At 62.7% G+C, this 16,254-nt stretch carries 14 protein-coding genes; 7 read left to right on the top strand and 7 right to left on the bottom strand.

What is annotated here, in order from left to right:
- The first annotated feature begins 457 nt into the window (after window positions 1-457).
- Together GYH35_RS15565 and GYH35_RS15570 are read left to right on the top strand one after the other, a co-directional pair.
- On the top strand, window positions 458-3,334 hold the full coding sequence (locus GYH35_RS15565) for a TonB-dependent receptor plug domain-containing protein (RefSeq protein WP_161810826.1): 2,877 nt from the start codon (window positions 458-460) through the stop codon (window positions 3,332-3,334).
- A gap of 78 nt (window positions 3,335-3,412) precedes the next feature.
- Window positions 3,413-5,254, top strand: a complete 1,842-nt coding sequence (locus GYH35_RS15570) for a tetratricopeptide repeat-containing sulfotransferase family protein (RefSeq protein WP_161810827.1) — start codon at window positions 3,413-3,415, stop codon at window positions 5,252-5,254.
- Here GYH35_RS15570 and GYH35_RS15575 read toward each other — a convergent pair.
- Complete coding sequence (locus GYH35_RS15575) at window positions 5,202-5,816, bottom strand: 2OG-Fe(II) oxygenase (RefSeq protein WP_161810828.1); 615 nt, start codon at window positions 5,814-5,816, stop codon at window positions 5,202-5,204. The genes GYH35_RS15570 and GYH35_RS15575 overlap by 53 nt on opposite strands.
- A gap of 21 nt (window positions 5,817-5,837) precedes the next feature.
- On the opposite strand from GYH35_RS15575, the gene GYH35_RS15580 reads away from it, so the two are divergent.
- Genes GYH35_RS15580 through GYH35_RS15590 form a run of 3 tightly spaced genes read left to right on the top strand, consistent with a single transcriptional unit; the run spans window position 5,838 to window position 9,371 of the window.
- The gene (locus GYH35_RS15580; protein ID WP_161828924.1) at window positions 5,838-7,109 is read left to right on the top strand and encodes an aspartyl/asparaginyl beta-hydroxylase domain-containing protein; all 1,272 of its coding nucleotides are present in this window, start codon (window positions 5,838-5,840) and stop codon (window positions 7,107-7,109) included.
- A gap of 2 nt (window positions 7,110-7,111) precedes the next feature.
- Window positions 7,112-8,926 carry a sulfotransferase gene (locus GYH35_RS15585; protein ID WP_161810830.1) on the top strand — a complete coding sequence of 605 codons (1,815 nt, stop codon included), beginning with the start codon at window positions 7,112-7,114 and terminating at the stop codon, window positions 8,924-8,926.
- Between the two features lie 25 nt (window positions 8,927-8,951).
- Entirely contained in the window at window positions 8,952-9,371 is a 420-nt protein-coding gene (locus GYH35_RS15590) for a hypothetical protein (protein WP_161828925.1), read from the top strand.
- 21 nt (window positions 9,372-9,392) lie between these two features.
- On the opposite strand, the gene GYH35_RS15595 is transcribed toward GYH35_RS15590, so the two are convergent.
- Genes GYH35_RS15595 through GYH35_RS15610 form a run of 4 tightly spaced genes read right to left on the bottom strand, consistent with a single transcriptional unit; the run spans window position 9,393 to window position 11,984 of the window.
- Entirely contained in the window at window positions 9,393-10,082 is a 690-nt protein-coding gene (locus tag GYH35_RS15595; RefSeq protein WP_161828926.1) for a hypothetical protein, read from the bottom strand.
- Window positions 10,079-10,723, bottom strand: a complete 645-nt coding sequence (locus GYH35_RS15600; RefSeq protein WP_161828927.1) for an aspartyl/asparaginyl beta-hydroxylase domain-containing protein — start codon at window positions 10,721-10,723, stop codon at window positions 10,079-10,081. The genes GYH35_RS15595 and GYH35_RS15600 overlap by 4 nt, the downstream gene beginning before the upstream one ends.
- 2 nt (window positions 10,724-10,725) lie before the next feature.
- Window positions 10,726-11,268 carry a DUF192 domain-containing protein gene (locus tag GYH35_RS15605; RefSeq protein WP_161828928.1) on the bottom strand — a complete coding sequence of 181 codons (543 nt, stop codon included), beginning with the start codon at window positions 11,266-11,268 and terminating at the stop codon, window positions 10,726-10,728.
- The gene (locus GYH35_RS15610; protein WP_161828929.1) at window positions 11,265-11,984 is read right to left on the bottom strand and encodes a hypothetical protein; all 720 of its coding nucleotides are present in this window, start codon (window positions 11,982-11,984) and stop codon (window positions 11,265-11,267) included. The genes GYH35_RS15605 and GYH35_RS15610 overlap by 4 nt, the downstream gene beginning before the upstream one ends.
- 219 nt (window positions 11,985-12,203) lie before the next feature.
- Here GYH35_RS15610 and glgC point away from each other — a divergent pair, with 219 nt between their 5' ends.
- Entirely contained in the window at window positions 12,204-13,523 is a 1,320-nt protein-coding gene (gene glgC / locus GYH35_RS15615; protein ID WP_161828930.1) for a glucose-1-phosphate adenylyltransferase, read from the top strand.
- A gap of 80 nt (window positions 13,524-13,603) precedes the next feature.
- Window positions 13,604-14,074: an LEA type 2 family protein gene (locus GYH35_RS15620; RefSeq protein WP_161828931.1), complete on the top strand. Its 471-nt coding sequence runs from the start codon at window positions 13,604-13,606 to the stop codon at window positions 14,072-14,074.
- Between the two features lie 33 nt (window positions 14,075-14,107).
- On the opposite strand, the gene GYH35_RS15625 is transcribed toward GYH35_RS15620, so the two are convergent.
- Window positions 14,108-15,571, bottom strand: coding sequence for a glycogen synthase (locus GYH35_RS15625; protein WP_161810838.1), 1,464 nt, complete (start codon window positions 15,569-15,571; stop codon window positions 14,108-14,110).
- Between the two features lie 19 nt (window positions 15,572-15,590).
- Entirely contained in the window at window positions 15,591-16,127 is a 537-nt protein-coding gene (phaR, locus tag GYH35_RS15630; RefSeq protein ID WP_161810839.1) for a polyhydroxyalkanoate synthesis repressor PhaR, read from the bottom strand.
- Window positions 16,128-16,254 lie beyond the last annotated feature (127 nt).

Consider the following 16,254-nt stretch of genomic DNA (forward strand, 5'->3'; position numbering starts at 1 on the left):
GAGCGTCTGGAAAGGTCGGCCCGCCACTGTCGTCGATCGCAGTCAAGTGCTGGATTTTTCAAGCCGTCCAGTCGAGGCGAGCGCGTGCGCGCCAGCGCCTCGAGCAGGTCGCGGGTGCCGGTCGTCGGTCGGGCGTGCTGGAAAAACTACAGCCGAATTGGCCAGCTGGGGGCGTGCATAAATCGCTCACACGCCGTTGTCAACCTGCAACGAGGGTTCGACACTCATCACTTCGTGCTCCAATTCACTCACTTAAGTGGGTGATTTTCAAGCTCCCTTTTCGGGGGAGCCGCAGCAAATACGCTTGTTGACAGGAAAGCAACGGTTGTATGCTCCGCGCCCTTCGGTCCAGCGCTGTCGCCGATCTCGCTCGGCAGTTGTTGTGAATCGATCACAAGAGCGTTCAGCGCAATTGGATGCCGTTGACTTTCAATCCCTCGCAGGAGGAGCGGAAAAAATGATCTCGACCAGTAACTCGCTTCGGCGCGCAGTGCATTGCGTGCTGCTGGCCAGTGCGGCCTCGGCCGTCACGGCCGTCCCCGCGGTAGCCCAGGAAACCGACTCGGCTGCCCGTCCCATTGAAGAAGTGGTGATCACCGGTTCGCGCATTCGTCGCGTCGACGAAGAAACCGCGAGCCCCGTGTTCGTCATGGACTCCAGCACGATCGCCAACACCGGCGTGAAGACGATGGGCGATCTGATGATGCGCGTGCCGGCGATCTCCGGCGCCGCCACCAATCCGCAAGTGAACAACGGCGGCGGCACCGGCGAATCCAACGTCGAACTGCGCGGCCTCGGCGCTCAGCGCACTTTGGTGCTGCTGAACGGCCGTCGTCTCAACATTCTCGGCAACACGACGACATCGGCCGTCGACGTCAACATGATCCCGATCAACATGATCGAGCGTGTCGAAGTGCTGAAGGAAGGCGCGGGCGCCGTGTACGGCTCCGACGCGATCGCCGGCGTGGTGAACTTCATCACCAAGAAGAACTACGAGGGCGCCGAGGTCAGCGTGGAATACGGCCAGACCGGCGAGAGCGACGGCGAGTCGCAGACCGCCAGTCTCACGCTCGGCTCCACCGGCGAAAAGTTGAGCGTGCTGTTCGGCGCTCGCTACAGCAAACAGGATCCGGTCTCGGCGGCCGATCGGGCGTTCTCCGCGAACGCTCTGTATCTGTATGGCGGTGTGGTGACCGCTGCCGGTTCGAGCCGCACGCCAAATGGCTTCATTTCGATCGGCGACAGCGCATTCAGCGGCAACTTCCTCGAGGACGGGGAGGAGTGCGGCGTCGTGTCCCGCAATCCGGGCGCGGCCGGCACGAGTCCGACGGCCAGCGACTATCACTGCTTCGGCGGCTCCGACCTTTATAACTATCAGCCGTTCAACCTGCTGATCACGCCGCAGGAGCGCAGCAGCGTGTTCACGATGTTGAATTACAAGCTGGGTGAAACCACGGAAGCGTACGGCGAGGTGCTTTACAACCGCACCCGTTCGGGCTTCGAGCTGGCGCCGTTGCCGTTCGACGCCAACGCCGACGACATCATCATCTCGGCCAACAACGCCTATAACCCGTTCGGCATCGACTTCGGCGGCGTGCTGGTCGGCGGCCCTGCGTTCCGTACGCGAATGGAAGCGCTCGGCAATCGCGCCAGCACCGTGGACACGGACGACATCCTCGCGAACGCGGGCGTGCGCGGCGACGTCGGCACCTCTACGTGGAAATGGGATGCCGGCGTCCAGGTCGGTCGCAAGAACCAGGACTCGAACATCTCGGGCTATATATTGCGGTCGGACCTGCAGAACGCGGTGGGGCCGACGACAATGGTCGACGGCGTGCTGCGTTGTGGTACGGCGGACAACATCATTGCCGGCTGTACACCGATCAATCTGTTCAACATACAGGATCCGGCGCAGATCGCCGCGCTGCAGTCGATTTCGACCAACTACCGCACGGAGTACAGCTATGAGAGCTCCGGCGCCACGTTGAACGCCAACGGCGAGCTCTTCGATCTGCCCGCCGGTCCGGTGCTCATGGCCGTGGGCGGTGAATATCGAACGCAGGAAGGCCAGTTCGAGGTCGACGTACTGACGCGTGGTGAACCGCCGTTGTTCCTGTCGTGTCTGCTCGCGCAGGAAACCTGTAGCGGCGACTCCTACGCCAAGTACAACGTGCGCGAGCTGTACACCGAGTTCCTGGTGCCGATCCTGAAGGATATGCCGGGCGCGCAGCAGTTGAATATCAGCGCCGGCGTGCGGTACTCCGACTACTCCAAGGATTCGATCGGCGATTCGACCAACGCGCAGTTCCGCGTCGAGTACCGTCCGATCTCCGATCTGTTGGTGCGCGCATCGTATGCCGAAGTGTTCCGTGCTCCGACCATCGTCGACCTGTCGCTCGCGCCGACGCAGGACTCGCCGACGTTTGCCGATCCGTGCACGAACCTGACACCGGCCATGGTGGCGGCGAACCCGAACCTGGCGATCGCGTGCCAGGGCGTGCCGCAAACCGGAGATTTCACGCAACCGAACAGCCAGGTCACCGGTTTGATCACCGGCCAGCCGAACCTGAAGCCGGAGACCGGCGAGGTGATGACGGCCGGCTTCGTCTACGATCCGAACTTCGTCGAAGGTCTGTCGTTCACGGCCGATTACTGGACGTACAAGATCGAGGACCTGATCACGCAGCTGGATCCGAACTTCGCCAGCACCCAGTGCGTGAACACCGGCAACCCGGCGTTCTGCGGCCTGATCCATCGCTACCCCGAGGGTACCGCCGTCGCAGGCGAGATCCAGGTGTTCGAGGAGCCCATCGTGAACCTCGGCAAGCTCGAGACCGACGGTGTCGACATCGGCGTGAAATACTCGCTGCGCGATACGCCGGCGGGCACGTTCAACATCTCGTTGGATGTGACTCGCATCCTGAGCTACGAGAGCACGCCGGCGCCGGGCGCGGCCCCGATCGAAATCGCGGGCACGTTCGATCGTCAGTTCGGCAACTACGCCAAGTGGCGCGGCCTGATGGGCATCGGCTGGGCGATGGGCGGCTTCGACGGCCTGCTGTCGGTGCGTTACATCCACAGCCTGCAGGTCAACGATCCGGACGGCTTGATCGAGAACGCGCCGCCGCTGCAGATCGGCTCGATGACGTACATCGACGCCAGCATCGGTTACACGTTCCCGACCGATACCAAGATCCAGTTCGGCGGAATCAACCTCAACGACAAGCAGCCGCCGCTGCTGTATCAGAACAACGTGATCAATGCGAACACCGACGTGTCCACGTACGACCTGCTGGGTCGCCGCTGGTTCGTCGGCGTGACGCAGAAGTTCTGATTTCGGCGTCCCGCGTGGGACGGTGATCCAGGGCCGGGGGGCTTTGCCTCCCGGCCTTTTTTCTGGTTATTTGATGGCATGAGCCCAGTCCCAAAGGCGACGTTACAGGCATGGATGCGTGAAGCCGCCGCGCTGTATGGCGCCGGTCAGTTCGAGCGAGCGGAACCGTTGTGCCGCCAGCTTGCGAGCGCGCTGCCGACCAACGAGCCGGTGCTGAACTTGTGGGGCGCCGTATTGCATGCGCTCGAGCGATACGCCGAAGCCCAGCCGGTGTTCGCAAAGCTCATCGAACTGCAGCCGCACAACGCGAACTATTGGATGAACCTGGGGACGGTGCGACGGGGACTGGGGCAGTACGATCAGGCGTTGCAGGCGTACACGCGCGCCGCCGAGTTGGGCTGCGCCACACCCGAGTTTCATTTCAACGTCGGGCTCACGCACCTGGACCGACGCGATTACGAATCCGCGCGCGCGGTACTCAAGCGGGCTGTCGAACTGGCGCCCGCCAACGCTTTGATGCGCTCGGAATACATCAAGGCCTGTTACGAATCCATGGCGATGGAAGAGGCGACAGCCGCGCTGCAAGGCTGGACTGATTTCTCGGGCCTGGCGCCGGAGCAGCTCGCCGAGGCCGGTCATCGCATCCTGAATCTTGGCGAGACCCGGCTCGCCGAGCGGGTCGTGAGCCAGCTGCATGCCACGCAACTCGACCCTCGCGCGACGCTGACGTTGGCGCAAATCATGGAACGCACCAATCGGATTCCCGAAGCTCAGCAGCTGATCGCTCGACTGGAAGCGGATCCGCAGGCCCAATCGCTGGGCACGGACCTGCTCATCATGCGAGCCCAGATCGCGCAGCGGGCCGGGAACCACGAGCTCGCGCGTGAGCTGTTCGAGCGGACATTGCAGGGCACGAGCCAGTTTCACGACCGGCATTTCGCATTGTTTCCTCTGGTGCGCTCGCTGGACGCCTTGCGCAGCTATGACGAGGCGTTCGCGGCCATGGTGGAGGCTCACGAGTCGCAGATCGCGCACCTCGAATTGACGGCGCCGCTCGCGGTCGTGCGAGGCAGGCCGACCTGGGAGATCGCGAAATGGAGCTGCGATCCGCAAGACATCGAACGGTGGGACGCGGCCGATCCGCCTTCCCTGCAGGACAGCCCGATCTTCGTCGTCGCATTTCCCCGCTCGGGCACGACGCTGCTGGAACAGACATTGGACGCGCATCCCGCGCTGCGTTCGATGGACGAGCAGCCGATCGTGCAGGCTGCGCTCGACGATATCGTCGCCGCCGGAGTTTACTACCCGGAGCAGCTGGCGAAGCTCACGCCCGAGCAACTGCGCACGATTCGAGCGCGTTACTTCACACGCGCGGCCGCCAAGGTGCAGCTGGAGCCCGGGCAGCGCCTGGTGGATAAGAATCCGCTGAACATGCTGCGCTTGCCGGCAATTCAACGACTGTTCCCGAACGCCCCCATCATTCTGGCGATCCGCCATCCTTGCGATGTGGTTCTGAGCTGTTTCATGCAGCACTTCCGCGCGCCGCATTTCGTGATGTTGTGCTCGGACCTGCAGACGCTGGCGGACGGCTACCGTCGTTCGTTCGACTTCTGGTATCAGCAGTCGGCCCTGCTGTCGCCGAATGTGCTGGAGGTTCGCTACGAGAATTTCGTGGCCGACTTCGAGCGCGGCGTGCGCGAGATCGCGGAGTTCCTGCACCTGCCCTGGCACGACGGCATGCTGGCGCCGGCCGAGCACGCACGCGCCAAAGGTTTCATCAGCACGCCGAGCTATTCGCAGGTCGTGCAGCCGGTGAATCAGAAGGCGGTGGGGCGCTGGCGCGCCTACGAACGACACCTCGCGCCGGTCATCCCTCTGCTACGGCCTTATTTACAGCGCTGGGATTACTCGGATCGATGAACAGCAGGTAAGTGGAAATGATGTACTTGTCGCCCGAGACCGGTGGCATGCCTTCGTGCTGGTACATCCAGTACGGAGGAAACATCAGCAAGCGGCCGGCGCGCGCCGGGATGGCCACGTCCAGTTGCGGGAAGCGGGTTTCGCCGCCTTGCTCGACATCGTTCAGATACCACAGCAGCACCAGGTAACGATTCGCCACATGGTTGATGGAATCGAAATGCAGCTGAAACTGCTCCTGTTGCCCGGCGCGGTAGCGCTTCAACGTCAGGTTGGAGAACACCGGCGAGTTGGGGATGGGAAGGGCCAGCTCGATGTCGCGGTTGTAGCGCTCCAGCGCCCGATCGATGAGCTTGCGGAACATGCCCTGGAAGGCCGCGTCCGACAGGCGGCTGACGTTCAGCTCGGTCCAGGCCGAGTCCTCCAATCCTCTACGCACGCCGCGGCCGTTGCGCAGCTGGAAACGCTCCAGCCCCGAGAACGAGCCGATCATTTGCTGGCACAGCTGCGGATCCAGGTCCTGATCGTAGGTGCGGATATAGCGGCGCAGGTCTGCGTGGCTCATAGGCAGCTATAGTAGCTCGGAATGAATTCACCCGACGTCCAAACCCTGTTACAGCAAGGCCGGCTCGACGAAGCGGAGCGGCTGGCGCGCCAGTCGTTGCAGTCCCGGCCAGGCGATATCGATTCGCTCAACGCCTTGGGCCTGATCGCCCTGCGCCGCGGACAGCTGCCACGCGCGCAGCAGTTGCTGGAATCCGCCATCGAATCCAATCCCAACCATGCCTTGAGTCGTCACTATCTCGGGCGCGTGCACGACGCCGCCGGCAACGTGGATGGCGCGCTCGCAGCGCATGGCGCCGCCATCAAGCTGGCGCCGGGCATGTTCATCATCCGCTTGCACTATGCGATCGCGCTGGAACGCGCCGGGCAGCAGGACCAGGCGGCGCTCCAGTATTTCCGGGCCAGCAACGACGCTCAGGCGCAAGGCCGCTGGACTAGCGCCGAGACCACGGCGCCGGGCTTGCGGCCGATGGTCGAACATGCCGTGCGCATGGTGAGACAGACGCGCAAGGCGACGTTCGCGAATCTGCTCGAGCCGTTGCGACAAAAATTCGGCGCCGATTCGCTCGACCGTGTCGAGCGCGCGCTGCGCATCTACTTTCGGGAAGAGGCGCCGGTCTATCCGGATCCGCGCCAGCAACCGACATTTTTCTATGTGCCGGACGTGCCGCCGGCTGCCTATCTGGATCGAGCGCTGTTCCCCTGGATCGAGAGGCTCGAAGCGCAGACGTTCGCGATTCGACAAGAGTTGTTACAGCTCCTGCCTAGCACCGCCGGCCGTGAGCGCGTGTTTACGACGGAGGCGATCGAAAAGGAAAACCTGCGCGGCCTGCAATCGCCGCCGAGCTGGAATGGTTATTACTTTTACCGTCATGGCGAGCGGCGCGCCGACAACTGTGCGGCGTGCCCCGTGACGGCGAGCACGCTCGACATCCTGCCGTTGTCTCATGTGCGCGATCACGGTCCGGAAGTGTTGTTCTCGGTGTTCACGGCCGGCACGCATTTGTTGCCCCATCGCGGCGTGACCAACACGCGACTGGTCGGACATCTGCCGTTGCTCGTGCCGCCCGATTGCGCCTTGAAGGTCGGCGGCGAAGTGCACGAGTGGCGCGAAGGTCGCGCCGTCATTTTCGACGACACCTACGAGCACGAGGCGTGGAATCGCAGTGAGCGCACCCGCGTCGTGCTGATCTTCGACATCTGGAATCCGCATCTCACCGAGGCGGAGCGCGCCGCGCTCGAAATGATCGTGCCCGCGATGGGGGATTTCCGGAAAGCGTCGGAGGCGGCGTAGTCATGCGTTTGCCCAAGCCGTTCTATCGTTTGCCGTGGCGCTTCGATGTGGAACGCCTGCGCGCCGAGGTGGCGGCCTTGCCTGCTGAAGCCTGGGCTCGGCACCCGAACGATATCAAGGGCAATAGCGCGGCACGTCTGATCAGCGTCGACGGCGGCGAGAACGACGACGTCAACGGCCGCATGCAAGCGACGGCGCATCTCCAGCAATCGCCGTACATCCGTCAGATTCTGGCGAGCTTCGGCGTGGTGTGGAGTCGCTCGCGCCTGTTGCGCCTGGCGCCGGGCGCGATTGTGCCGGAGCATGCCGATATCAACTATCACTGGTTCACGCGCGTCCGTCTGCACATTCCCATCGCGACGCGGCCGGAAGTTCGTTTCTATTGCGCGGATCAGGTCGTGCACATGGCGGCGGGCGAGGCTTGGGTATTCGATAACTGGCGGCCGCATCGAGTCGAGAACTTCACGACGGACGAGCGCATTCACCTGGTCGCGGATACTTCGGGCAGCGCCAACTTCTGGCAGCTGGTCGCGCAAAGTGACAATCCCGCCGCGCCAGTGCGCCAGGTTCCATACATCCCGGACCGTCAGCTGTCCCCGCTCATGGAGCGCGCCAGGCTCGCGCCCGTCATGACGCCCGGTGAGATCGATTTCTTGATTCTCGACCTGCGCTCGGAGCTGATCGCTCAGGAAACCATTCCCGACGGTCGCGCGCGCCTGGTTCGCTATCACGGTTTGTTGGAAGCGTTCTGCAAGGATTGGCGGCAACTGTACGCGTTGTATGGCGACGAGCCGGATGGCTGGCCCGAGTTCGTCCGTCTTCGCGACAGCATTCGGAACGCGTCGCGCGAGTTGTCCGAAGGTCTGTTGATGCGCACGAACCGAGTGGCGGCCCATCAAGTGCTCGAAGGACGGGTGTTGCGCGCAATGCTTTCGTTGCCACAGCAGCCTGCGAGCGCGCCTGCGCCGTCGCGCGCACGCACGACGAAGTTGGAGGCGCCGATTTTTATCGTGTCCGCACCGCGTTCCGGCAGCACGCTGTTGTTCGAAACGTTGGCAGCCAGCTCACAGCTGTGCACGGTCGGCGGAGAAGCGCATTGGCTGGTGGAAGGCATCGAGAGTCTGCGGCCGGGCGCGCCGGGCGTTGATTCAAATCGCCTGACCGCGGAGCACGCCAGCGACGCCATCGCCGATGATATTCGCCAGGAGATTCTGTCACGCCTGCGGGACCATACCGGTCAGCCGCTGCCGGAGCCCGGCCAGCGATGGTTCCTGGAGAAGACACCGAAGAACTCGCTGCGCATTCCGTTCTTCAATCGCATCTTTCCAGATGCGCGATTCGTGTTTCTGTGGCGCGATCCGCGTGAAAACATCAGCAGCATCATCGAAGCCTGGCGCTCCGGCCAGTGGCGCACGTATCCAAAGCTGGATGGCTTCGATGGGCCGTGGTCGATGTTGTTGCCGCCTGGCTGGCGCGGCATGAACGGCCGGCCGCTGGCCGAAATAGCCGCGTGGCAGTGGGATCGAACCAATGCCCACATCCTCGATGATCTGCAGCGGTTGGGCGCTGAACGCTGGGCGGTCGTCGAATATGCTAATTTGCTTCGCGATCCGGCCGCCACGGTCGCCAGGCTATGCGAGTTCCTGCGTCTACCGGTAGATTCAGCGCTGGCCGAACGTTTGTCTGCGCCTTTGCCGCCGTCCCGCTACACACTGACCGCGCCCGCCGCGGACAAGTGGAGGACAAATGAAGCGCAGATTGCTCCGGTGTTGCCGTCCGTTCAGGCTACGTGGGATAGGTTAAGGGCGCTGAGTTGAGTTAAGGATGCTCGAGGAGTCGGTCATGATGTTTCGTCAGCTCTGGTTGATGGTGGTCGCCATCGGTGCGACGGGTCAGGTACTCGCGCAGGACGCTGCTCCCGCCGAACCGGCAACGGCACCCCAAGCCGCAACTCCGGCGCCGCCACCGCCCGATGCCAGGCCAGTCAGCGAAAACGCCGCCACCCCGGAGCCTGCCCCCAAAGCAAGCTCACTGACCGAAGGCGAGCTCGACGCCGACAAGATCATCGCCATGCAAAAGGCCGGCTACCAGATCAAGAACGAGAACGGCCAGATACTGCTGTGCCGTCAGGACGTGCCGACCGGCTCGCGGCTCCGAAAAAAGACGTCGTGCATGACCGCGCGTGATTGGGACCGGCTGCAGGAAGACAACAAGCTGCAGCTCAAGGCGATCGAGCGCACGCCGCGCATGTCCAATAAGTGAGCGGATTCGTCGCTGCTACTGCTAGAACGAGTAGCCGTGACGTTCGATGACCAGCCGATCGCGCTCGGCCACCAATTGCGCCAGCTCGGCATCGTAGAGCTGGCGATGAGGCGCATGCTCTGAAGTATTCAGTGCCGGCGCAGTGCTCATGTAGTCACGCAGCGCCGATGTCACAGGCTCACCTGCCGACTCCAGCAGGGGTGGCACTTCGACACGCAACTGCTCCATGCGCGCCAGCCTTACGGCGGTGACATCGGGCCCATACAAATAACGATATAGAAACGAATAGAAGCCCAGTCCGCTGCCACGGATCGGTGCGAGAGCAACGCTCGGCAGATTCAGTCCCTGATTGATGTACGCTGCCGGCAGGGCCGCGAGCACTCGATCCAGCAACGCCGTGTCGCGCTCCAGATTCAGCATGTTCCGAATCGTGCCGGCGAAGTCCAGCGCGCCGCCGTTGCTCAGCGCTTGAAACAATGCATTCGGTCTAGGGCGCGAGCGTTGAAAGCTGTACCACGAAACGTAATAGCTCCAGGGATTGCGCACCAGGCCCAGCAGCGGCAGCGCTGCGTACTGCGCAGGCAGCATGGAGCGGGGCAGGTGATACCCGAGTTGCCTCGCGCCCGCGATGTGCTGCATGAGACCGGCATTCACAAAGGTGCCGCCGGACTTATGCAAATGCAGGAACACGAATCGAGGGGTAACGATCATCCCGTAGCGTGCGTGGCGAAGTGCCGGTCGACCGCAGCGTTATGCTGGCCGAGATCGCGCTCGCCCGAGGTCATGAGTGCGAGCAAGGCGGGCGTCGGCAGGAAGTCACATATCATGTGAGTGCGCGAACGATCCGGATCCGCGTTCCATACGGCATGCGGCGCGCTGTTGTTCAACACCCAGACTTCGCCGGGCCGCATCAGATAGGTGAGCTCGCCCGCGATCATATGCACCTGCTCATGCGATTCGATCGGAAAATGCAGCCGCAGGGTCTTGGCGAAATAGGGTGCGCGATCTATGTGCGGGTCGATGGATACACCGCCGGGCAGGCGCGCGAGTAAACATCGCTGCGGCGGGGCCGGTATCAACTGCTCGATGATCTCGCGGGCATACGGCAGCATCGCCAGCGGCTCGCGATCCTCGATCGGCAAGGCTCCCTGGGCGGGGGCGTAACCGCGAAGAAACAAAGCCTCGGCGTTGCGATGAACGCCGACGCGTCCGCCCGTCGAGCCCCACAACGTCGCAGGCAGGACCGCGACCTCGGCGGCCAGACGCTGCGCATCGATCCGCACCGGCAGCCGCAGACAGCCACCCACCAGAGCGGTTTTGTCGATGACGGGATGGCCGGGAAGGTCGAGCATGGTTACGGTTGAGGCGCTGAGAAGGCGGCGTGAATCACTTGCGCACCGGGCGTGATTTTCAGGCGCGCTGCCGTGCCGGCGGGCAATTCGACCACGCCCAGCACTATACCGCCGGATTCGATCGTCTTCAGCGAGTGCGGCTCGGTATTCTCAGCGATGTGGATCACCTTGCCGTCAGCCGCCACGAACAGGATGTCCAGCGGTACGTAGGTGTTCTTCATCCACATCGCCACGGTCATTGGCTGCGGATAGATGAACAGCATGGAATCGTCGGGGCGCAGCTTGCGGATGAACATCAGGCCGCGCTGACGCCGCTGATCGTCATCGGCGATCCAGGTATTGAAACGGTGCAGGCGCGCGTCCGGAGTCGCGATCTGCAGGCTGTCCCGCTGGAAGACGCGGTCCAGGTCTTTGGCCGTGACCTCGGGTGCGGCCGGCGGACTGGCCGACGCGTCGGCGCCCAGCGCCGGGCCGCCCAGATGCATACAAATCAAAAACGCCGGGGCGAGGCGCCGCCATGCAGACATCGTGAATTTGCTGATCATTGCTGTTTCATCCGGCCCTGCGCCGTCATCGCTCCGCCTTCAAGTGTTTCATCTTTGTCTTCGGCGTCGAAGTCAATCCGGCCTACATAGTCGAAGCGCGGCAGCAGGATGACGCCGTTGCCCCGCACGGCCCGTGCAGGGTGTGTACAAAAGCCGCGCGCAATGATGCGGTACGAACGGGAACGGTGCGGTATGCCGACCAGCGGCTCCTGCCGCACCTCATCGAGCGTGCATTTGTTATCTCCCTGGGTGCTGTAAAACTCGCCCAGGCCTTCTCGTATGACAGTCACATTCACCGGCAGTGCCTTGGCCGACTGTCCTTCGCGCAACGCGGCGATCCCGAACAGCAGCACCAGGCGGCCGCCGTCGACACCGTCTTTGTGGCTGAAACGTACGCGAATACCGCCATCGGGGCGCACGGCGCCGGTGCACTCCGTGCCTTCGTTGCCCCAAACGAGCTCTGCTTGCACTGCGCCCGACAGCCGGGCCTTGAGAGAACCACTGCCGTCCGGCAGGCAGGTCGGGGCTGTCGGCGTGTTGTTAGCGTTGTCAGCGTCGTTGCCTGTCGCTTGAGCATGGACCTTGCAGGACAGTCCCAACGTTAATGCACAGATGATCGTTAGTGCGGGCGGACAGCGACGCCAGCCCGCCAGGTGCGAGGAGCCGCAGCCATGTCCGAGCGCGAGGACGACGTCGTTATAAAACCGTTGCAGCATGCCGGTATGCTTACTCTGGATGCGGGGTTCCGGCAGACTGTGGCGCCGGAGCCTCACCGGCCCCAATCTTTCGAGGATGGGGATGGCGAGCAGCCCACAATGCCGAAGCCGCGCCTGCGAGGCAAGCGGCTGCGGTCGTCGCCGACACTGCGGTCGGTCAACCCAACGGATGGTTCCCGTGCCGACGGGACTGCCCGACGCGAAGCGAGATTGCGCGATATGGACGATAGAGCAGAGCCCGCTCGATCGAGGGAAGGTTTGGGGCGCCGACGCGACGAAACGCAAGCCCGGACCCGCCGTTACGTCAGCCGCATCACACGCAATACGCTGGCGGTGATCATGGCCGGCGGACGCGGCGAGCGTCTGAAGCATCTCACCGATTTCCGCTGCAAGCCGGCCACGCCGTTCGGCGGCAAGTTCCGCATCATCGACTTCGTCCTGTCGAACTGCGTGAACTCGGGCATTCGCCGCATTCAGGTGATGACCCAGTACAAATCGCATTCGCTGATTCAGCATATCCAGCGCGGCTGGGGCTACTTGCGCGGCGAGTTCGGCGAGTTCGTCGAGATCATTCCGGCGCAGCAGCAGATGGGCGATTCCTGGTACCGCGGCACCGCCGATTCGCTGTATCAGAACCTGCAGATCATCAAGCTGCACAATCCCAAGCACATCCTGGTGCTGGCGGGCGATCACATCTACAAGATGGATTACGGCGTGATGCTCGCCTCGCACGTCGCCAAGCGCGCCGATATCACAGTAGGCGTGGTCGAAGTGCCGCGCGAGCAGGCCACTGCGTTCGGCGTCATGAGCGTCGATCCGGACTATCGGATCACCAAGTTTTCCGAGAAGCCCAAGGAGCCCGAAGGCATCCCGGGCCGGGAGCACATGGCGCTCGGCTCCATGGGCATCTATGTATTCAAAGCGAGTCTGCTGTATCGCTTGCTCGAGGAGCAGGCCAAGCGGCCGGACACCTCGCACGACTTCGGCAAGAACATCATTCCCGGCGCGCTCAACAGTCACAAAGTGATCGCGTATCCATTCACGGACAACGAGACGCGCGTTCAGCATTACTGGCGCGACGTGGGCACGGTGGATGCGTTCTATGACGCCAACATGGAGCTGATCTACGTCAATCCCGAGCTGAACATTTACGACGATCACTGGCCGATCTGGACTTATCAGCGCCAGTATCCGCCCGCGAAGTTCGTGCTCGACGAGGATGGCCGGCGCGGCATGGCGATCAATTCCATGGTCTCGGGCGGCTGCATCATCTCCGGCGCCACCGTCAATCAATCGCTATTGTTCTCGAACGTCCGCATCGACGAGCGCAGCTACATCGAGCGCTCGGTGATCTTCCCCGACGTGAAGGTGGGCGCCGGCAGCGTCATCAAGCGCGCCATCGTCGACACCGGCGGCGTCGTGCCTCCCGGCACCCAGATCGGCGTCAACCGCGAGGACGACGCCCGCCGCTTCTACATGAGCGAACAAGGCGTCGCGCTGGTGACGCGCGACATGCTGGCTCGGTTACAGCAGCCCTAGGCCGGTCGGGCGGGGGCTGCGTCACATAATCCAGGCGCCGCCCTCTGTTATCCTTCGCCCCCATTCCTCTGGGGGACCCGATGAACAGGATCATCGCTCGTTGCCTTGTGATTCTCGCGCTGGCAGTCGGCGTGAACGGCTGTAGCACCATGCGTCCGAAGCTGGAAGCGCCACGGCTCGCCCTGGTGGCGGTCGCGATGATGTCGGCGGATATTTTCAACCAGCAGTTCCTGATCCGCATGAACGTGGAGAACCCGAACGATCGCGAGCTGCCGGTCACGGGGCTGGATTACAAGATATTCCTGGAAGGCGATGGCTTCGCCGAGGGCAAGTTGAACAAGCCGTTCACCGTACCCGCCAACGGTGAGATGGATTTCGAGATGACGGTGCGGACCAACTTCGTCAGTGGCGTCGGCCGGCTGCTGTCGCGGCTCAACGGCCGCACTCAGGTGAATTACGCGGTCGAGGGCAAGCTGCTCACCGACATCCGTTTCCTGAAGAAAATCCCGTTCAACGAGACCGGCAGCGTCAATCTGGCTGTAATGAAATGATCGATTGTTCCTGACTGTAAACAGTCAGCGGGATCAATCCCATTTGCCGGTGAGCTCGCGATACAGCTTCACGTACTCGCCGGTCTGCCGGTCCCAGGAAAAGTCCTGCGCCATGCCGTTTAGCATGAGCTGGGTCCAGCCGTCCTGATCCTTGAAGAAGTCGAGCGCGGTGTGGATGGCCCATTCCACCGCCGGCACATCGAAATCGTTGAACACGACACCGGTGCCCTGGCGCGTCGCCGGATCCCACATCTGCACCGAATCCGCCAGACCGCCGGTGCGCCGGACGATGGGCGCCGTGCCGTACTTCAGGCTGTACATTTGATTCAGCCCGCAGGGCTCGTACTGCGACGGCATCAGAAACATATCGCTGGCCGCTTCGATCAGATGCGACAGCTCTTCGCTGTAGCCGCGATGGAAGACGACACGGTCGGGAAACCGCTGTTGTAAATGAACGAAGAAATTTTCGTAGTGCGGCTCGCCGCTGCCGAGCGCAACCAGGCCCATATCGCGCGTCTCGAGAATCCGCGGCAGCGAGTCGAACAACAAATCGAAACCTTTCTGGACCGTCATGCGCGAGACGACGCCGACCAGCGGCGCGCTGTCGCTGACGGAAAGATTCAACCAATCGAGCAGCGAGCGCTTGGTGAAGCGCTTGCCGGACAGATTCTCCGGCGAGTAGTGATGCTTCAAATAACGGTCGGTCGCGGGATTCCAGTCGTTGTAGTCCACGCCATTCAAAATGCCGACGACACCGTCGGCGCGTGAGCGCAGCACGCCATCGAGGCCGTGACCGCCGATCGGCGTGCAAATCTCCTTGGCATACGTCGGGCTGACCGTCGTGACCCGATGCGCATGTCGCACGCCTTCACGCAGCCAGTTGCATGCGCCGCCCGCCGCTGTTTCCGGCGATATCAGCCGACTCACATCGCCGCCAATGTCGTAAGTCGTGCCCGCCGGGAAAATGCCTTGGTAGCCGATGTTGTGAATCGACAGCACCGGGCGGGTCGCCGCGAACAGGCTGTCCCAGGCGTACACGCTCTTGAGCATCATCGGCATCAGCGCCGTGTGCCAGTCATTACAGTGCAGGATGTCCGGTGCGAACTGCATCCGCTGGCAGGCGTCGAGCGTCGCTCGTTGCAACACCAGGAAGCGCAGATGCTCATCGACGCCCGAGGTATAGATGGACGGCCGATCGTAAACTTCCGGACAGTGCACTAAATACAAAGGCACCGAGGAGTTCGGCAGCCGCGATTCGAGAATGGTGAACGAATAACGATGCGCGCCCAGCGCCAACGGCACATTCTGTGCGGCGGCCACCGGCCGCGCATCTCGCAACACGCCGTTGCTCATGCTCGAGTACAACGGCATGAACACGCGCACCTCGTGACCCAGCGCATGCAGATGGCGCGGCAACACGCCGGCGACGTCGGCAAGCCCGCCAGTCTTGGCCAGCGGCGCGATTTCCGAAGCGACGAAACAGATCTTCAGCGGCATGCGTGCGCGGACGAAAACGTCAGGACTCGTCGGCGTCGCTATCGGGAGCTTTGCCGCCAGTCTTGCTCTTCGTATTGTTGGCTTGGGTGTCGCGAGCTTGATCGCGAGGCGGCGTGAACGTCGCCAACAGCGTCTCCTGCATCTTGGCCCACAGCTCCAGGTTCTGTCGAGCCAGCTCGGCGAGCGGATTGGGCGCGCTGCCCGGAGAGCCGGTCCGATTCATCTGCTGCTGCATGACTTCCTGCTGGCGGATGAACGTCTCGACGCTCTTCTCGAGATAGCTGCTGAAATAGCTCTGCATGGAGTTGCCATAAAAGCGGATCATCGATTCGAGCAACGAGGTCGAAAGGATGGGACGGCCGAATTGTTCCTGATCGGCGATCACCTGCAAGAGCACGAGGCGCGTGATGTCCTCATTGCTTTTGTCCTCGATCACCTTCACGCGCGTGCCGGCAATCACCATGTCACGGATGTCGTCGATCGTGATGTGACGACTTTGCGCGGCGTCGTACAGGCGCCGGTTCGCGTATTTTTTGATCAGTCGTTCTTCGCTCATGCTCAGCTCGACAGGCTTTCGGCGCGCTCCGGCATGGTGGACACAATACAACCCTCGAGCGTCGGGGGCGGGCTACTGTAACGACGTGCATTTGGCGGTGCAACAGAAGACCACCGAGTTGAGGCAA

The organism is Steroidobacter agaridevorans (assembly GCF_009932555.1).
GTDB classification, from domain to species: domain Bacteria; phylum Pseudomonadota; class Gammaproteobacteria; order Steroidobacterales; family Steroidobacteraceae; genus Steroidobacter; species Steroidobacter agaridevorans.

Excerpts from the sequence above, each read along its gene's own strand:
- GYH35_RS15575 (WP_161810828.1), bottom strand. The coding sequence starts at position 5,816 with ATGAGCCACGCAGACCTGCGCCGCTATATCCGCACCTACGATCAGGAC.
- GYH35_RS15570 (WP_161810827.1), top strand. The coding sequence starts at position 3,413 with ATGAGCCCAGTCCCAAAGGCGACGTTACAGGCATGGATGCGTGAAGCC.
- GYH35_RS15600 (WP_161828927.1), bottom strand. The coding sequence starts at position 10,723 with ATGCTCGACCTTCCCGGCCATCCCGTCATCGACAAAACCGCTCTGGTG.
- GYH35_RS15625 (WP_161810838.1), bottom strand. The coding sequence starts at position 15,571 with ATGCCGCTGAAGATCTGTTTCGTCGCTTCGGAAATCGCGCCGCTGGCC.
- GYH35_RS15590 (WP_161828925.1), top strand. The coding sequence starts at position 8,952 with ATGATGTTTCGTCAGCTCTGGTTGATGGTGGTCGCCATCGGTGCGACG.
- glgC (WP_161828930.1), top strand. The coding sequence starts at position 12,204 with ATGGACGATAGAGCAGAGCCCGCTCGATCGAGGGAAGGTTTGGGGCGC.
- GYH35_RS15610 (WP_161828929.1), bottom strand. The coding sequence starts at position 11,984 with ATGCTGCAACGGTTTTATAACGACGTCGTCCTCGCGCTCGGACATGGC.
- phaR (WP_161810839.1), bottom strand. The coding sequence starts at position 16,127 with ATGAGCGAAGAACGACTGATCAAAAAATACGCGAACCGGCGCCTGTAC.
- GYH35_RS15565 (WP_161810826.1), top strand. The coding sequence starts at position 458 with ATGATCTCGACCAGTAACTCGCTTCGGCGCGCAGTGCATTGCGTGCTG.
- GYH35_RS15620 (WP_161828931.1), top strand. The coding sequence starts at position 13,604 with ATGAACAGGATCATCGCTCGTTGCCTTGTGATTCTCGCGCTGGCAGTC.
- GYH35_RS15605 (WP_161828928.1), bottom strand. The coding sequence starts at position 11,268 with ATGATCAGCAAATTCACGATGTCTGCATGGCGGCGCCTCGCCCCGGCG.
- GYH35_RS15585 (WP_161810830.1), top strand. The coding sequence starts at position 7,112 with ATGCGTTTGCCCAAGCCGTTCTATCGTTTGCCGTGGCGCTTCGATGTG.
- GYH35_RS15580 (WP_161828924.1), top strand. The coding sequence starts at position 5,838 with ATGAATTCACCCGACGTCCAAACCCTGTTACAGCAAGGCCGGCTCGAC.
- GYH35_RS15595 (WP_161828926.1), bottom strand. The coding sequence starts at position 10,082 with ATGATCGTTACCCCTCGATTCGTGTTCCTGCATTTGCATAAGTCCGGC.